This is a genomic window from Modestobacter sp. VKM Ac-2982 (assembly GCF_026967935.1).
Taxonomy (GTDB): domain Bacteria; phylum Actinomycetota; class Actinomycetes; order Mycobacteriales; family Geodermatophilaceae; genus Modestobacter.
The window spans coordinates 1060614-1077677 of the sequence record NZ_JAPVBL010000001.1; the positions used below are offsets into that span (position 1 = coordinate 1060614).

Genomic DNA, 17064 nt, shown 5'->3' on the forward strand with positions numbered 1-17064 from the left:
GGGCGGCGCCGGCCGTCGTCCTCACGTTCCCCCGGGTCCCCAGCGCCGTGCCGTGTGACCGGGATCCGGCCGTGGACCGGCAGGCTGCCGGCATGGTCAGCGCCGGCGACATGGACGGGGGCGGCGGGGTGGCCGGGGTGCTGCGGGCCGGGAGCTGGGCACTGGCCGACCTGGTCCTGCCCCGCAGCTGCGCCGGCTGCGCGCGGCCCGGCGACGTCCTGTGCCCGGCCTGCCGGCGTCGGCTCACCCGACCCCGGCTGGCCGAGCCGCGGCGGCACCCGCCCGGCTTCCCGCCGACCGTGGCGGCCGGCGCCTACGCCGGGCCGGTGCGCCCCGCGGTGCTGGCCTTCAAGGAGCACGGCCGGGCCGAGCTGGCCGGGCCGCTGGGCACGGCGCTGGCGCTGGCCGTCGGCGTCGTGCTGGCCGGTGCGGCCGGGCCGGCGACCGCGCCCGTCGTCCTCGTCCCGGTGCCGAGCTCGGCGGCGGCGGTGCGCCAGCGGGGCCGGGACCACGTGCGGGAACTGGCCGACCGCGCCGTGGCCGAGCTGCGGGCAGCCGGCGTGCCCTCCCGGACGGCGCCGGTGCTGGGCAGGCTGCGGGGGCGGGCCGGGCGCACCCGGGACTCCGCCGGCCTGGACGCCGCCGCCCGGCGGGCCAACCTGGCCGGCCGGTTCCGCGTGCTGCCCGCCGGGCACCGGGCGTGGGCCGGGGTGCCCGCAGGTGGCCGGCTGGTGCTCGTGGACGACGTCGTCACCAGCGGAGCGACCCTGACCGAGGGGGCCCGGGCACTCGCCGGGGCCGAGGACACGCCGTGGCGGGACACGCCGGTGGTGGCCGCGGTCGTCGCGGCGACTCCACGACGGGTCCATCGGCCGTTCGCCGCGGCGCCACCTGGGTCGTTCACGGTGCGTGGTCGAGGTGGAGCGGGCCCGGACCCTGCTTCCACTGTCGGGACCGGGGTACAGCGTCTAGCGTCGGGTTGATCACACCCCGCTCAACTGGGAGGTCCCATGGAGATCGTGGTCCGTGGTCGTAACGTCGAGGTGCCCGAGCACTTCCGCCAGAAGGTGGAGGACAAGGTCGGCCAGCTGGAGCGGTTCGACGGCAAGGTCATCCGCATCGACGTGGAGCTGCTGCACGAGAAGAACCCTCGGCAGACAGCCAACGCCCAGCGCGTGGAGATCACGCTGCGGGGCAAGGGGCCGGTGGCCCGCGCCGAGGCGTCAGCCCCTGACTTCTACGCCGCGCTGGAACTCGCGGCCGGCAAGCTCGAGAACCACATGCGGCGGGCCAACGACCGTCGTCGCGTGCACCACGGCCGGCGCACGCCACCGAGCGTGCGGATCGACGGCGTCCCCACGGTCGAGGAGCCGGTGCTCGACGGGGTGGGCAGTGCCCCCGTCGGGGAGCCGGACGGGACGGGGTCAGCCGACGTCGAGGCCGCGCTGGCCGACGGCCCTCTGGTGACCGACCTGGACGAGCACCTGCCCGGCCGGATCGTCCGGGAGAAGGTGCACCCGGCCACCCCGATGCACATCGACCAGGCCCTCTACGAGATGGAGCTCGTCGGCCACGACTTCTTCCTCTTCCTCTGCGCCGACACCGGCGTGCCCTCGGTCGTCTACCGGCGGCACGCCTTCGACTACGGGCTGATCCGGCTCGGCGCCCCGGCCGACGCCGAGGACAGCGCGGCTCCGGCCGCCGCCGTCGCGGCATCCGCGGCGGCGGGGGACCTCCAGCCCGCGCACGCCTGACCCGCTGCCCCGGCGAGCCGCCCTCCGCACCGCGGAGGGCGGCTCCTCGCCGTTCAGCGACCGTGCCGGGTCGACTGATCTCGGTTCAGGGCGCCACCAGGTGGGTTGAGCCGGGTCGGCGTGCGTTGAGCCGGGGCGTGACGCGGCTCAACGGTCGGCCAGGCGGGTCGGCCCTCGGGCGGCGTCAGTCGCCCGGCAGTCGGGAGAAGACCGCGGCGTCGCCCCGGCTGCCGTCCCGGTAGGCCAGGTAGGAGCGCAGCACGCCCTCCTGGGTGAACCCGGCTCTCCTGGCCACGTGCTGCGAGCCGGTGTTGAGCACGTCGGCGACCAGGTACACCCGCGGGGCGCCGAGGCCGAGCGCCCACTCGGCCAGCGCGTGTGCCGCCTCCGCGGCGTACCCGCTGCCGCGGGCATCCGGGGCGATCCAGTAGCCGACCTCTGGGCCGAGCGGGTGCTGGCCGATCCGGTGCACGCCGGCGGATCCGACGAACCGCCCCTCGGCCTCGATCGCCACGGTGAGGCCGGTGCCCTCGCGGCGCATGGCCGGGGCCTCGCCGGTGACCCAGGCGGCTGCGTCCGCGCGGGTGTAGGGCACCGAGACGGCGGAGATCCAGCGGGCGATGTCCGGGCTCTGGCAGGCGGTCCACACCGGCTCGACGTCGTCCTCGCGGAAGGGGCGCAGCACCAGCCGGTCGGTGCGCACGACTTCCGTGGTCAGGTCGATGCTGCGCAGGTCCATCCCGGTCACTGCGGCTCCTCGGGACCCCGCCAGCGTTCGGCGTTGCCCAGCACCCGGTCGATCGAGATCTCCAGCACGACCCGGGCCGGGTTGACCCGTGGCTGCTGGTAGCGGACGGCGTACCGGGCCTCGGCTTCGGCGACGGAACCGGCGTCCTCGCGCACCACCGCCGTCCCCTCCAGCGTCGTCCACACCTTGCCGTCGACCTGGCAGACGGCCACCCGGGCCGGCCCGCCCTGCGCCTGCCCGCCCCGCACGTGCCGGACCTTCGCCGAGGTGCCGGAAGTGATCACCCGGGCGGTGCCGGTGGCGGCGTCGAGGGTGACGCCGACCGGCACTACGTGCGGGCTGCCGTCGGCGCGCAGCGTGGTGAGCGTGGCCAGGTGCCGCTCGGTGAAGAAGGCCACCACCCCCGGTCCGAGCAGCGGGGGAGGTGCGGAGTCTGCGGCAGAGGACACGTCGCGGAGGGTACGAGTCCGGCGGTCCGGGCAGGACGCTCGGCCGCGCCGGGACCGGTTCACAGCCGCGCCGCCTACGCTGGGGTCGTGGTGTTCAACAAGATCCTGCGTGCCGGTGAGGGCAAGATCGTCCGACGGCTGACGAAGATCGCCGACGCGGTGGAGGCCCTCGAGCCCGACGTCACCGATCTGACCGACGCCGAGCTGCGCGCGAAGACCGATGAGTTCAAGGAGCGCTACGGCGACGGGGAGACCCTGGACCACCTGCTCCCCGAGGCGTTCGCCGTGGTCCGCGAGGCGGCCACCCGCACGCTGGGCCAGCGGCACTACCGGGTGCAGCTGATGGGCGGTGCCGCGCTGCACCTGGGCAACATCGCCGAGATGAAGACCGGTGAGGGCAAGACCCTGACCGGTGTGCTGCCGGCCTACCTGAACGCGCTCAGCGGCGACGGCGTGCACGTGATCACCACCAACGACTACCTGGCCCAGCGCGACGCCGAGTGGATGGGCCGGGTGCAGCGCTTCCTGGGCCTGTCGGTCGGCACGATCGTGTCCGGCCAGAAGCCCGACGTGCGCCGGCAGCAGTACGCCGCCGACATCACCCACGGCACGAACAACGAGTTCGGCTTCGACTACCTGCGCGACAACATGGCCTGGAGCAAGGGCGACCTGGTGCAGCGCGGTCACGCCTTCGCCATCGTCGACGAGGTCGACTCGATCCTCATCGACGAGGCGCGCACCCCGCTGATCATCAGCGGCCCGGCCGAGACGAGCGCCAAGTGGTACGGCGAGTTCGCCCGCATCGCCCCGCTGATGAGGCGTGACCGGCACTACGAGGTCGAGGAGGCCAAGCGGACGATCTCCATCACCGAGGAGGGCGTGGAGTTCGTCGAGGACCAGCTCGGCATCGAGAACCTCTACGAGGCCGCCAACACCCCGCTGATCAGCTACCTGAACAACGCGCTGAAGGCCAAGGAGCTCTACAAGAAGGACCAGCAGTACATCGTCACCGACGGCGAGGTCCTCATCGTCGACGAGTTCACCGGTCGAGTTCTGTCGGGCCGGCGCTACAACGAGGGCATGCACCAGGCCATCGAGGCCAAGGAGCGGGTGAAGATCAAGGACGAGAACCAGACTCTCGCCACGATCACCCTGCAGAACTACTTCCGGCTCTACGAAAAGCTCTCCGGGATGACCGGCACGGCCCAGACCGAGGCCGCCGAGCTCAACCAGACCTACTCCCTCGGCGTCGTGCCGATCCCGACGAACCGGCCGATGGTCCGTGCCGACCGCGCCGACGTCATCTACAAGACGGAGAAGGCCAAGTTCGACTCCGTCGTCGAGGACATCGCCGAGCGGCACGAGGCGGGTCAGCCGGTGCTGGTCGGCACCGCGAGCGTGGAGAAGTCCGAGCTGCTGAGCAAGTACCTGCTCAAGCGGGGCATCCCGCACGAGGTGCTCAACGCGAAGAACCACGCCCGGGAGGCGTCGATCATCGCGATGGCCGGGCGGCTCGGCGCCGTCACCGTCGCCACCAACATGGCCGGCCGCGGCACCGACATCCAGCTCGGCGGCAACGCCGAGTTCATCGCCGACGAGGAGCTGCGCGCCAAGGGGCTGTCCCCGGCAGAGACCCCGGAGGAGTACGAGGCCGCCTGGGACGACGCCCTCGCGTCGGCCAAGGCGCAGGTCAAGACCGAGCACGACCAGGTGACCGAGGCCGGTGGCCTGTACGTGCTGGGCACCGAGCGGCACGAGAGCCGGCGGATCGACAACCAGTTGCGTGGTCGATCCGGGCGCCAGGGCGACCCGGGGGAGTCGCGGTTCTACCTGTCACTCGGCGATGACCTGATGCGCCGGTTCAACGGCCCGATGCTCGAGTCGATGATGACCACCCTGCGGGTCCCCGACGACCAGCCGATCGAGTCCAAGATGGTCAGCCGGGCGATCCTGTCCGCGCAGACGCAGGTCGAGCAGCAGAACCACGAGGTCCGCAAGGACGTCCTCAAGTACGACGAGGTGCTCAACCGGCAGCGCACGGTCATCTACGACGAGCGTCGCAAGGTGCTCGACGGCGAGGACCTGCACGTGCAGGTGCAGACGATGGTCGACGACGTCGTCATCGCCTACGTCAGCGGTGCGACCGAGACCGGCTACGCCGAGGACTGGGACCTCGAGCAGCTGTGGGCCGGCCTCAAGGCGCTGTACCCGGTGGGCCTGGACCGGCAGGAGCTGCTCGACCGGGTCGCCGATGGCGACCAGGCGGCGCTGACCGCGGACGTGCTGAAGGAGGAGCTGCTCGCCGACGTGCACACCGCCTACGCCGCCCGCGAGGAGGCGCTCGGTTCCGAGGTGATGCGCGAGCTCGAGCGGCGGGTGCTGCTCACGGTGCTGGACCGCAAGTGGCGCGAGCACCTCTACGAGATGGACTACCTGCGGGCCGGCATCCACCTGCGTGCGATGGCCAACCGCGATCCGGTCGTGGAGTACCAGCGCGAGGGCTACGACATGTTCAACGCGATGCTCGACGGGATCAAGGAGGAGTCGCTCGGCTTCCTCTTCAACCTCGAGGTCAAGACCAAGGAGCAGCAGGCAGCGGAGGCCGCGCAGAAGCAGGCGGCCGCCGAGGCGGAGGCGCTCTCCCGGGCGCAGGCCGGGACCCAGCGCGTGCTGGCCCGGCAGGCCGCCGCCGCAGCCCAGGCGGCGGCCGCTGCCCCGGCCGCGCCGGCCGCTCCCGCGGAGCCGGCCGCGCCGACCCCGCCGGCCGAGTCCACCGCACCGGCCGCCGAGCCGGTCGCCCCTGCAGCGGACGGCAACGGCACGGCTCCGGCCGTGCCGGCTGCTGCGCCGACGTCCAACGGCGGAGGGACGACGAGCTCGGCCCGGCGCACCCGCAAGGCCGCCCCCGCGGCGGCTGCCGCGCCGGCGCCCACGGAGTCGGCGGCGCCGGCGTCCACGGGCACCGGGCCGGAGCTGGACGTCAAGGGCCTGGAGGCCCCGGACCAGACGGAGCTGAGCTACAGCGCCCCCAGCCTGGACGCGTCGCCCAAGGACGGTGGCCGGGCCAAGGCGGCGAAGACGGCGACCGTCACCGGCACCAAGGAGACCCCCCGCAACGCGCCCTGCCCGTGTGGCTCGGGCAAGAAGTACAAGCAGTGCCACGGCGTCGCAGGCTGACGCACTGAACCCGGCGACGCCCCGCTGACCACCTGGTCGGCGGGGCGTCGCCGGGTGGTCCGGGACCCGCGCCACCGGGTGGGGAGCCGGTCAGCCGACCTGCAGGGCCGTGCACCGCCAGCGCCCGTCCACCCCCTCCAGCCGGGCGGCGACCGCATGCGCCCGGCCGCCGCGCCGGGCCACGGCGCTGATCTCGGCCACCCCGTCCACCGGTTCGCAGACCCGTACCGAGCTCAGCAGCAGTGGAGCGGTCCCCTCGGTGCACCAGCGCGGGCGGCGACGCCCGCTGAGGGCCTGGAACAGCGCTGGGCTCACCAGGGACTGCAGCTGGCTGATCGGCCGGCGGCCGGCGAACGCCTCCAGGGTGAGGGTGACCAGTCGGCGGCCGACGGCCTGCGGGTCGGGCAGCTCGGCCCGGCGCGTCCAGGCCGGCCCGAAGTCCGCCGCGTCACCGGCCGGCCGGGCCGGCCGGTCCAACCGGGGCCGCGGGCCGGGCGGAGGTGTCGGCCGTGGTGTGCGCCGGCCCGGGACCAGCAGCCGCACCGGCAGGCCCTCCTCCTGCAGGGGAGGTCCGGGGGTGCGGACGACGACGAGCTGCAGCCGCCGGGGGGCCGACGCCGGCGCAGCGGTCAGCGGCTCGGACGACGGGGGAGCAGGTGGTGCGGGAGAGAGCTGCGGCGCGGCGGTCATCGGTGTCTCCTCGGGAAGGCGGATCGGGGGCGGGTCAGGTGGGAGGCCGCAGCACCTGACCGGGCAGCAGCAGGTCCGGGTCGGGGCCGATGACGGTGGCGTTGGCCGCCCACCACGCCTGCACGGCGGCGGCGACCTCGGCGTCGGTGACCGGCTGCTCGGCATGGCGGTCGGTGAGCCAGTCGCGAGCGATGTCCCAGAGGCAGTCGCCGCGGAGGACGACGTGGTCGCCGGTCTCCGGCCCCGGCCAGTCGGGCGCCCGGGCTGCGTCCTCCGCCGGGGCTGTGCGTTCCGCCGCCGCCGGTGCGTCCGGCCAGTCGGGCTGCACGACGGGTGCCGCAGGCCCCGACGGCCAGCCGGCGGTGGCGGGGCTCGTCTCGGCCGAGGCGACGGCGAGGGGACCCGGACCGCTGGGCAGCGCGATGGGCGCCGCAGTGCTGAGGCCGACCCCGATCGCGATCGCCGCGACCCGCCGGGCGCCGGCCGGCAGCACCCCGCGCAGCAGCACCCCGGCCGTCCGGCCGGCCAGGCCGGGCGCCGCGGTGGCTGCGGTCAGCAGCAGGCCGAGTGCGCCCCAGGCCCAGCAGAGCCACGCCAGGGCGGTCACCGCCACCAGCACGAGGGCGTCCGCCCCGGCGGTGTCGACCAGCCGCTGGGGATCGTCCAGCGCAGCGCGGATCGTCCCCGGCTCCGACCCCAGCCGGCGCAGGCCACCGGCGACCAGGGCGAACGCCGGCGCCGTCACCGCCCAGCGCACTGCCGACATGCCCGCTCCGCTCACAAGGAGGACCAAACACCACCAATCGAAGCAAACGCAACCAAACGCAAGGATCTGTGGACGGGCTAACCTCCGGTCATGCGCTGGGAGCAGTTGTTCGCCGACCTCGAGGGCCAGTTGGCCGAGCAGGAGGCCGCCGTCCAGCAGGGCGACGAGGCGTCCCGGGCACGCGCCGAGCACGGACGGATCCGGCTGGCCGACCGGCTACGGGGCTCGGCCGGGCAGGAGGTCTCGCTGAGCTCCCGCGGTGCCGGTGAGCTCACCGGCCGGCTCGTCGACGTCGGCGTCGACTGGGTGCTGCTGGTCGATCACCAGCGTCGCGAGGTGCTGGTCGCGCTGGGGGCGGTGAGCGCCGTCTCCGGGCTCACCGCCGTGACCGCCGTGGCCGACACGGCCGGTGTCGTGGACCGGGCCCTGGACCTCCGCCGGGCGGCTCGGGCACTGGCCCGGGACCGGGCCGCACTGCACTGCCTGTTGGTGGACGGCGCCGTCCTGGCGGGGACCGTCGACCGGGTCGGGGCGGACTTCCTGGAGGTGGCCGAGCACCCGATCGACCAGCCCCGGCGCCGTGGGGCGGTCACCGGGGTCCGGGCGGTGCCGCTGGACGCGCTCGTCGCGCTCCGGACGTCGGAGCCGGCGGCCGGCTGAGCGGCTCGCTCAGCGCGCGGAGTCCACCTCGGCGTCGTCGGCGGCCGGCTCCTCGGCGACGGCGGACGAGCGCGCCTCGGCGTACTTCTGCTGGATGAAGCGCTCCAGCTCGTCCTTCTCGACCCGCCACTGACCCCGACCGCCGATCTGGATGGCGATCAGCTCCTTGCGGCGCACCAGCGCGTAGGCCTGTGACCAGGAGACGTTGAGGATCTCCGCGACGTCGTCGAGGGTCAGGAAGCGCTGGGTGGCCATGGGGTCGGAGTTCTCCCGTCGAAGGTGCCCGCCAGTGTGGCAGTCGGGTGAAAGGGGCCCGGATGGTCCACCCGAAGGTGTGGACAACCGCTGCGCACCGGCTCGTCCCTCGGTCATGATCCCCCTCCGCGACCGCGTACGGCGAGGTCAGCCGGGTGACCGGCCCGAGACGGACAGACAGGGCGAGGGATGACCGACCGATGAGCGCGCCCACCGTGGCGCCGTCCACCGTGCGCGCCGACACGGCTCCACCCTGCCCGGCGGCGCGTCGGGTCCGCCCGCCCCGCTGGCTGGACCTGCGGCTGGTGCTCGGGGTGCTGCTCGTACTGGGCTCGGTCCTGGTCGGCGCCCGGGTGGTGACGGCTGCGGACGCCACCGTGCCCGTCTGGTCGGCTGCCGGCGACCTGGCGGCCGGCACGGTGCTGTCCGAGGCCGACCTGGTCCCGGTCTCCGTCCGGCTGGACGACGTCGCGGAGGCCTACCTGGCCACCAGCACCCGCCCGGCGGGGCGGGTGCTCGCCCGCGCGGTGCGGGGCGGAGAGCTCCTGCCGCGATCGGTGCTCGAGGAGCCGGGTGACCTGGTGCAGCTCGCGCTCCCGGTGCAGGCCGGCTACGTCCCGCCCGGGCTCGACCGCGGGCAGGTGGTCGACGTCTACGCCGTGGCCGACCCGGTGGTGGGCGGGTCCGCGCCGACCGGCGGCGGGGTGGACGTCGTGGTCGCGGCTGCACCGGTGCAGGCGGTCACCGGGCGTGGGGACGGCGTCCTCTCCACGGCCACGTCGACGGTGCAGGTGGTCGTCGCCGTGCCGGCCGAGGACGCCGCCGACGTGCTCGCCTCGATCCGGGGGCGCGGCCTGGTGGTCGTGGTCCGGAACTCCGTCGAGGCTCCACCCGGCACGGGTGGGCCCACGGCCGACCGCAGCGACACACCGTCCGCAGTCGTCCCGGCCGGGCCGGTGGACTGATGGCCCTGCAGGTCTTCACCGCGGTGACCGGCGCGTCCTGGGAGTCCGAGCTCGTCGGGGCGCTGGACCGCGAGGACCACGGGGTCACCGTCGTCCGGCGCTGCGTCGACGTCGCCGACCTGCTGGCCGCCGCGACGACCGGCACCGGTCAGGCGGCGCTGCTGTCGGCCGAGCTGCGCCGGCTGGACGGCACGGCGGTGGCCCGGCTGACCGCCGCCGGCATCGCGGTCGTCGGGCTGGTCGAACCCGGGGACACCCGGGCGACCGACCGGCTCCGCCAGCTCGGCGTCGTCCGGGTGCTGCCCGCCGACGCCCCGGCCGAGGAGATCGCCCGCGCGCTCCGGGACGCCGTGCGCGGCGGGCCGGTGGGTGGCCACGAGGTCGGCGACCCGCGGTCGGCGCTGCCCGTGCTGGGGCTGCCGCCCGAGGAGTCGGCCCGCCCGGCCGGCCGGGGCCGGGTCGTGGCGGTCTGGGGCCCGACGGGCGCGCCCGGTCGCACCACCGTGGCCGTCGGGCTCGCCGACGAGGCGGCCCGCCTCGGGGTCTCCACGCTGCTGGTGGACGGGGACGTGTACGGCGGTGTGGTCGCGCAGGTGCTCGGCCTGCTGGACGAGTCCCCCGGCGTGGCAGCGGCCGCCCGGCAGGCGGCGGCCGGGACGCTGGACGTCGCGGCGCTGGCGAGACTGGCCTGGGCGGTGCACCCGGACCTGCGGGTGCTGACCGGGCTGGCCCGGGCCGACCGGTGGCCCGAGCTGCGGCCGCAGGCGGTCGCGGTGGTGCTCGAGGAGGCTCGGCGGCTGGCCTCGCTGACCGTGGTCGACTGCGGGTTCTGCCTGGAGGAGGACGAGGAGCTCTCCTTCGACACCGCCGCGCCACGCCGGAACGGAGCCACCCTCACCGTGGTCGAGGAGGCCGACGTGGTCCTCTGCGTCGGCGGAGCCGACCCGGTCGCTCTCCAGCGCACCGTCCGGGCGCTGGCCGAGCTGCGCGAGGCGCTCCCGGACGTGGAGCCGGTCGTGGTGGTCAACCAGCTGCGCCGGGGTCCGGTGCCCGGCGACGCGCGGCAGGAGATCGCCGGTGCGCTGAGCCGCTTCGCCGGCCGCGAGGTCCGGGCCTTCCTGCCGGCCGACCGGCGGGCCACCGATGCCGCCCTGGCGGCCGGACGGACCCTGGCCGAGGTGGCCCCCGCCTCCCCGCTGCGCACGGGGCTGCGCACGCTGGCCGCCCAGCTCAGCGGGGTCACCGAGCCGGCCGGGCGGCGTCGGCGTTCGCGCTGAGCCGTGCCGCCCCGACCGTTGCACCTGCCGGGCCGGGCGGGGGTGGGCTGACCGGTCGTGATGCCGGGGCCGTAGCGTGGACCCGGCACCAGTGAGGGAGGTCACGTTGGTCGAACGGCTCACCGCGTTGGACGCGTCCTTCCTGTACCTGGAGGAACCGGGCACGCCCATGCACGTCGGTGCGGTGCTGGTCCTGGAGTGCCCGTCCGGGACGCTGGACCACGACGCCCTGATCGAACTGGTGCGCGCCCGGCTGCCACTGGTGCCCCGGTACCGGCAGAAGGTGCTCGAGGTGCCCGGCCACCTGGCGAACCCGGCCTGGGTCGACGACCCCGACTTCGACGTGACGTACCACGTCCGACGCTCCGCGCTGCCCCGGCCCGGCACCGAGGAGCAGTTGCTGGACCTGGTCGCCCGGCTGACCGCCCGGCCGCTGGACCTCAGCCGGCCGCTCTGGGAGATGTACCTCGTCGAGGGGCTGGCCGGTGACCGCACGGCGGTGGTGACCAAGACCCACCCAGCGCTCGTCGACGGTCTCGGGGCGATCGACATCGGGCAGGTGATCCTCGACCCGGACCCGGAGGCAGACCCCGCGCCGGCCGCACCGGACGAGTGGCGCCCGCGCCGCCCGCCGGGGTCGGCCGCCCTGGTCTGGGAGGCGGTGGAGGAGTACCTGCAGCGCCCGTCGGCGGTGCTCGAGACCGCCCGCACGGCGGCGGGCGACCTGCGCGCCACCGCGACCCGGTTCGCCGGGGTGGCCGGTGGGCTGGTGACCGCGGTGGCGCGCACCGCGGTGTCCCCGGCGCCGGTCAGCCCGCTGAACGCGCCCATCGGCCGGCAGCGCCGGGTGGCCGTCGCCCGCGCCGACCTGGCCGACCTGCGGCTGGTGCGCAAGGCGCACGGCGGCACGGTCAACGACGTGCTGCTGACCTCGGTGACCGGCGCGCTGCGGGAGTGGCTCCTCTCCCGGGGTGAGCCGGTGGTGGGCAGCTCCTCGGTCCGCGCGCTGGTGCCGGTGTCGGTGCGGGCCGAGGAGGACGGCGGTGCCAACGAGGTCCGGTCCTTCCTGGTCGACCTCCCGGTGGGCGAGCCGAACCCACGGGTGCGGCTGGCCCGGATCAGCTTCGCGATGCGCGGCCTGGCGCCCAGCGGGCAGTCGGTCGGGGCGGACACGCTCAGCGCCCTCTCCGGGTTCGCCCCACCGACGCTGCACGCCCTCGGTGCCCGCGCCGCCAGCGGGCTCTCCCGTCGGCTGTTCAACCTGGTCGTCACCAACGTGCCCGGCCCTCAGGTGCCGCTCTACGCCGGCCCGGCGCGGATGGTCGAGGTCTACCCGGTGGTGCCCCTGGTCCGGGGGCAGGGGCTGGCGATCGGGCTGACCAGCTACGACGGCACCGTCTACTTCGGGCTGAACGCGGACCGGGACAGCGTCAGCGACGTCGACGACCTGGCCGACCTCATCGAGCAGGAGATCGCCTACCTGGTGGAGGCGTCGCGCTGACGGAGGCCGGTTGATCCCCGGCCCGGGCGTGCGTCCGGGGCCCACACAACGGCGCCTGGGAAGATCGTCGGGTCGGCGGCGTTGGTGTCGCTGGGAACTGTCGACCAGGAGGAGGCGAACCGGTGCGCGTGTACCTGCCGGCCACGACGACCGTGCTGCAGCGGTTGCTCGACGAGGGCCGACTCGAGGGGCCGCACACGGTCTTCACGGTCACCCCGCAGCTGCGGGACTTCTACGAGCTGAGCGATGACGACGAGGAGCTCGAGTACGCCGCGCTGCTCGCCGCGGCGCGGGCGAGCCTCCGGTTGATGGACGTCGACCCGCTGGCCGCCCGCCGCCGGGTGGTGCTCGCCGCGGACGTCCCGGACACCTCGGTGACCCCCATCCACGACGAGGGCGCCGACGCCGGCGCCGCGCGGACCACGGCCGACCTGGCCACCGGCGACATCGCCAGCGCGCACGTCGACGGAGCCGAGGCCGAGGCGGACGTCCGCGCGGCGGTCGCCGTCGTGCTGGAGGCCGACCTGGGCAGCGAAGAGGCGCAGTTCGTCGTCGACCAGGCGGAGGGGCACGAGCTCGCCTGGTACGCGACCCAGGAGATCGGTCCGGCGCTCGAGCTGCTCTGACCGGTCGGTCACCGGGTGCCCGGTGCGGAACGGTGCCGGGCGACCTGCACCCGGATGACCTCGTGCGGGGTCACCAGCCAACCTGATCCAGGCCGCGGGGGCAGCGGTGTCCGGGGCACCCGGAGGCCGAGCAGTTCGGCGTCGCCGGGTGCCGGCCGCAACAGCACGGCGGTGCGGTTGCGCCGCAGCGCGGCCGCGGGACCACGGAAGGCCCCGGCGACCTCCGCGGCGGTCCCGGCCCCGATGACCGTCACCCGGCCGGTCGATGAGCTCTGTGAGGCCAGCAGGTCACCGACCTCGTCGGAGAGCGAGCTCAGGTCGTCGGCGAGCACGAGCACCCGGGACGCGTCGTGCCCGGCCAACCAGCTGCGCACCCCGGCGGGGTCCGTCCCAGACAGCTGGGCGGGCAGGTGCATCGGTCCGCCGCCGCCCTCTCCGGTGACCGGTGCGGGTGCGGTGACCAGCTCGAGCACGGCCGCACCGGCCGACCGAGCGTGGCTGCCGAAGGCCCGGAGCGCGCTGGACCGGCCGCTGCCCGGTGGGCCGACCACCAGCAGGCCGCCGGTGCGGGCGAGGTCCACGCCGACCGCCTCCCCGCCGTCGCCGCCGGGGCCGACCGGCAACCACCACGTCCCCGGTCGGTCGCCGGCGGGTGCCGGAGCGGGCAGTGGCAGACCCGGGTCCGCGGGCAGCTCGACCACCCGCACCGGCGGTTCGGCGGACGACGCCCCCGGCTGGTCGGTCGCGGACGCGAGAGGGGTGCGGGGCAGCGCCAGCTGACACTCCGCGGCGTCCTCGCCGACCAGGGCGCGCCCCGGCGGCCGGTGGCCCGGCACCGCACGCGCGGCCACACCGACCACCGCGTAGTCGGCCCGGTCGGGCAACGGCAGCACCAGGCGCTCCCGGACGGAGCCCGCCAGTCGTCCACCCGGGACGGCGCGCTCGGCGGTCAGGGCGACCGTCAGGCCGACGGCAGCACCGTCCCGCGCCAGCCGCAGCAGTGCCGCCGCCCCGGTGGCGGGATCGGCCGCCTCCAGCTGCGCGGCCACGCTCTCGTAGCCGTCGACCAGTAGCAGGAGCAGCGGCGCGGGTGCCGCACCACCGCCGCGGCGCCGGTCCACCTCCTCGGTCAACCGGGCGAGCAGCCGCACGGTGCGGTGCGCGTCGTCCCGGCCGACGGCCGTGCCGGTGTGCGGCAGGGCCGCGGCCAGGGTCACGAGGCCGCCGCCCCCGTGGTCGAGCACGTGCACCTGCAGGCCACCGGGCGGCAGGTGGTGGACCGCCTCGCCCAACACGGTGCGCAGCGCGGTGGTCCGCCCGCTGCGGGGCCCGCCCACCACCAGCCACCCGCCACCGGCGTCCAGGTCCAGCTCCAGCGGTGCCTGGAGCTGCGCGTCGGGGGAGTCGCGGAGGCCGAGCCGGAGCCGGGACGCCGGTGCCTCCGGCGCCCAGCGGTCGAGCGCCGCAGCGGCGAGCTGGTCGGGCAGCGGGGGGAGCCAGGGCCGGTGCGGCGGGTCGATGGCGTCCGCCCGTGCCCGTGCCCCGAGCGCCGCGACCAGACGCTGCAGGTCACTTGCCCCGCCGTCGGGTGACGCGGACTGCGCCGGCCCCGGCCGTGGCGGCCAGTGACGGCGCGCGACGGCCAGCGGCGCACCGACCGGCGCCGCGCGCCCGGAGACCCGCGCCACCTGCAGCAGCACGGCCGGCCCGTTGCCGGTCCGCAGGTACGCCCGGCCCGGGCGGTCGGGGGGCAGGTGCGCGGGCAGGGTGCTGCCGAGCACGTCACGGGCATCACCCTCGTCGGTGGTCCGCAGGCAGATCCGCAGCGAGCAGTTGGCCCGGATCTCCGGGCTGACCACACCGGCCGGGCGCTGGGTGGCCAGCACCAGGTGGACGCCCAGCGACCGGCCGCGCTGGGCGATGCCCACCAGGCCGGTGACGAAGCCCGGGAGCTCCTCGGCCAGGGTGGCGAACTCGTCGACGACGATCACCAGGCGGCTGGCGGCGACCGGTGCCGGCAGGGCCGCGAGGTCGCGCACACCGTGCTCGGCCAGCAGGCGTTCCCGGCGGGTCAGCTCCGCGGAGAGTGACCGCAGCGCCCGCGCCGTGGACTGGGTGTCCAGGTCGGTCAGCATCCCCACGGTGTGCGGGAGCGTCGCCGCCTCGCCGAAGGCGGCTCCGCCCTTGTAGTCGATGAGCAGGAAGCTGCACCGGTCCGGTGGGTGGTGCTGGGCCAGGCTGGCGACGAGGGTCTGCAGCAGCTCGGACTTGCCCGAGCCGGTCGTGCCGGCGACGAGCGTGTGGGGACCGTCGGCGACCAGGTCGATCCGGGCCGGCCTCTCGCCGGTGGCGCCCAGCGTGGCCAGCAGGCGGCTGCGATCCCGGTCCCAGGTGCCGGACGCCTGGCTGTCCCGCGGGTCCAGCCGGAGCCCGGCGGTCGGCAGGTCGAGCAGCCGGGCCGTGTCGGGCAGTTCACCCGCGGACGCCGGGACGGCGAGCCGGGCCAGGTCCCGGGCGATCCGGTCGGCGGTCCCTGCACCGACCGCGTCGAGATCGACGAACCGCTCCTGGTCGGCGCCGGGCAGCCGCAGCCGACCTCCGGTGCCGGTCTCCCCGGTGACCTGCAGCCGGGCCAGCGCCGGCAACGCGAGGGCGGCCTCGGTCCCGGCGAGGTCCAGCCGTACGGCGTGGGCAGCGGAGCCCGCGACCAGGGCGGCGGTCGCCGGGTCGATCGGGCCGTCCACCACGACCACCGTCCGGGGTGGAGCGCCGCCGCCGCCGCCGGCGGCAGGGGCACCGGACAGCGCGGCCAGCAACCGGTCGGGGACGGGCTCGCCCGGGACGATCACGCCCTGCAGCTGGGGCAGCCAGCGGCACCACCGCCAGTCCGCGAGGTGGTCCCGGCCCGCCACCAGCACCACCCGCAGATCCGAGGGAGGGGCCAGGACGGCCAGCTGGCAGACCAGTGCACGGACCACGCCGAGGACCGCTGCCCGCGGCCCGACGATGCCCAGGCCGCACCCGTCCTGGAGCGGCAGCGCCACCGGCAGGTGCTCGCCCGGGACGGTGGCACGGTCCCCACCGGGCTCGGCGCTGGTCACCGAGGTGGGGCCAGGGCCGGTGCCCAGTCGCACGCTGAGTGCAGCGGCGGCCGAACCGGTCCGGGACCACAGCGGGCTGCTGCGCCGACGCGCGGCGGCGGCCAGCAGGGCGAGGTCGGGGTGCGCGGCCTCCTGCGCCGCGCGGTGGGCGGCGACCGCTCGGCCGAGCTCGGCGTCGGCCCGGGCGAGCGCCACGGCGTGCGCAGCCACCTCCCGGCGGTGGCCGCGGCGGCCGGACAGTCGGTCCGACGTCCAGCTGGCCACGGCGACGACGGGGCTCAGCAGGGCGAAGAAGAGGAAGTGCGGCGTGGCGAGGAGCCAGGCCATCAGCACCCCGCCGACCGCCGGGAGCGCGACGGCGACCCAGCCCAGCCGTCGCCGTGCCGGCTCCGGCGGGGCCGCCGGCCGGAGCACCGTCGTGCTCGCCGGAGCCGGCGGGGACCAGGGGAGCGGGCGGACGTGCACCCGTCCTGCCGGCGCGGCAGCGGACTCCAGGCCGGCGCCGCGTGGGCCGGTCAGCCGGAGGGCGCTGCCACCCAGCCGGAGCGTCGCGTCCACCGGCCACTCCTGGTCAGCGGGGCCCACTGCGGAGACCGCGCCGGTGCGGTCGGTCAGCGTGGTGCCGTTGGAGGACCCGAGGTCGGCGACCGTGACCCGCCCCTCGGCCACCGAGACGACGACGTGACGGCGCGAGACGTCCGGGTCCTCGAGGGTCAGCCCGCACGCCGCGCCGCGGCCGACGACGAGCGCACCCTGGCCGAGCGCGACCGTGCGGCCGGCGTCCGCCCCGGCCACCACGTGCAGCTCGAGCGCACCGCCCTCGGCCGGCTCCCGGGGCCCCGGGCGGCCCCACCCCAGGAGGGCGCCGTGGCGCAGGACCTCGGACCCCAGCGGGGTGCTGGCCGGCAGCGCACTCGAACCGGACCAGAGCTGAGCCGGCGGGAGGTGGAGCTGTTCGGAGAACCCGGCCAGGACGTCGCCGAGCACGGCCTCGTCCGGTGCTCGCACCTCGACGTCGAGAACGCCGTCGGGGGCCTGCAGCGTCCAGCAGCGGACGGTGTGCTCGACAGGCGCCGTCGTCATGCGGGACACCGC

General features: G+C 75.8%; 14 protein-coding genes. 8 read left to right on the forward strand and 6 right to left on the reverse strand.

The window, feature by feature from the left end; translation table 11 throughout:
• The first annotated feature begins 71 nt into the window (after positions 1-71).
• Together O2W20_RS05285 and hpf are read left to right on the forward strand one after the other, a co-directional pair.
• On the forward strand, positions 72-983 hold the full coding sequence (locus O2W20_RS05285; protein ID WP_269170684.1) for a ComF family protein: 912 nt from the start codon (positions 72-74) through the stop codon (positions 981-983).
• A gap of 27 nt (positions 984-1010) precedes the next feature.
• On the forward strand, positions 1011-1754 hold the full coding sequence (hpf, locus tag O2W20_RS05290; protein ID WP_269170685.1) for a ribosome hibernation-promoting factor, HPF/YfiA family: 744 nt from the start codon (positions 1011-1013) through the stop codon (positions 1752-1754).
• Between the two features lie 184 nt (positions 1755-1938).
• On the opposite strand, the gene O2W20_RS05295 is transcribed toward hpf, so the two are convergent.
• Both O2W20_RS05295 and O2W20_RS05300 read right to left on the reverse strand, forming a co-directional pair.
• Complete coding sequence (locus O2W20_RS05295; protein ID WP_269171006.1) at positions 1939-2493, reverse strand: GNAT family N-acetyltransferase; 555 nt, start codon at positions 2491-2493, stop codon at positions 1939-1941.
• 5 nt (positions 2494-2498) lie between these two features.
• Positions 2499-2951 carry a TIGR03618 family F420-dependent PPOX class oxidoreductase gene (locus O2W20_RS05300; protein WP_269170686.1) on the reverse strand — a complete coding sequence of 151 codons (453 nt, stop codon included), beginning with the start codon at positions 2949-2951 and terminating at the stop codon, positions 2499-2501.
• A gap of 87 nt (positions 2952-3038) precedes the next feature.
• Between O2W20_RS05300 and secA the strand changes: the two genes are divergently transcribed.
• Positions 3039-6128, forward strand: a complete 3090-nt coding sequence (secA, locus tag O2W20_RS05305; RefSeq protein ID WP_269170687.1) for a preprotein translocase subunit SecA — start codon at positions 3039-3041, stop codon at positions 6126-6128.
• Positions 6129-6218: 90 nt separating this feature from the next.
• On the opposite strand, the gene O2W20_RS05310 is transcribed toward secA, so the two are convergent.
• Positions 6219-6818, reverse strand: coding sequence for an Rv3235 family protein (locus O2W20_RS05310; RefSeq protein WP_269170688.1), 600 nt, complete (start codon positions 6816-6818; stop codon positions 6219-6221).
• A 34-nt stretch (positions 6819-6852) separates the two neighbouring features.
• Complete coding sequence (locus O2W20_RS05315; RefSeq protein ID WP_269170689.1) at positions 6853-7584, reverse strand: hypothetical protein; 732 nt, start codon at positions 7582-7584, stop codon at positions 6853-6855.
• Positions 7585-7674: 90 nt separating this feature from the next.
• Between O2W20_RS05315 and O2W20_RS05320 the strand changes: the two genes are divergently transcribed.
• Positions 7675-8244, forward strand: coding sequence for a hypothetical protein (locus tag O2W20_RS05320; RefSeq protein ID WP_269170690.1), 570 nt, complete (start codon positions 7675-7677; stop codon positions 8242-8244).
• Positions 8245-8253: 9 nt separating this feature from the next.
• Here the strand turns inward: O2W20_RS05320 and O2W20_RS05325 are convergent, their stop codons facing one another.
• Positions 8254-8499, reverse strand: coding sequence for a helix-turn-helix domain-containing protein (locus tag O2W20_RS05325; protein WP_269170691.1), 246 nt, complete (start codon positions 8497-8499; stop codon positions 8254-8256).
• A 200-nt stretch (positions 8500-8699) separates the two neighbouring features.
• Here O2W20_RS05325 and O2W20_RS05330 point away from each other — a divergent pair, with 200 nt between their 5' ends.
• The 4 genes from O2W20_RS05330 to O2W20_RS05345 all read left to right on the forward strand — a co-directional run bounded on the left by O2W20_RS05330 (position 8700) and on the right by O2W20_RS05345 (position 12868).
• Positions 8700-9464, forward strand: a complete 765-nt coding sequence (locus O2W20_RS05330) for an SAF domain-containing protein (protein ID WP_269170692.1) — start codon at positions 8700-8702, stop codon at positions 9462-9464.
• Positions 9464-10741 carry an AAA family ATPase gene (locus O2W20_RS05335; RefSeq protein WP_269170693.1) on the forward strand — a complete coding sequence of 426 codons (1278 nt, stop codon included), beginning with the start codon at positions 9464-9466 and terminating at the stop codon, positions 10739-10741. The genes O2W20_RS05330 and O2W20_RS05335 overlap by 1 nt, the downstream gene beginning before the upstream one ends.
• 106 nt (positions 10742-10847) lie before the next feature.
• Positions 10848-12242: a WS/DGAT/MGAT family O-acyltransferase gene (locus O2W20_RS05340; RefSeq protein ID WP_269170694.1), complete on the forward strand. Its 1395-nt coding sequence runs from the start codon at positions 10848-10850 to the stop codon at positions 12240-12242.
• Positions 12243-12364: 122 nt separating this feature from the next.
• Positions 12365-12868, forward strand: coding sequence for a DUF6912 family protein (locus O2W20_RS05345; RefSeq protein ID WP_269170695.1), 504 nt, complete (start codon positions 12365-12367; stop codon positions 12866-12868).
• Positions 12869-12876: 8 nt separating this feature from the next.
• On the opposite strand, the gene O2W20_RS05350 is transcribed toward O2W20_RS05345, so the two are convergent.
• Positions 12877-17052, reverse strand: coding sequence for an FtsK/SpoIIIE domain-containing protein (locus tag O2W20_RS05350; RefSeq protein WP_269170696.1), 4176 nt, complete (start codon positions 17050-17052; stop codon positions 12877-12879).
• Positions 17053-17064 lie beyond the last annotated feature (12 nt).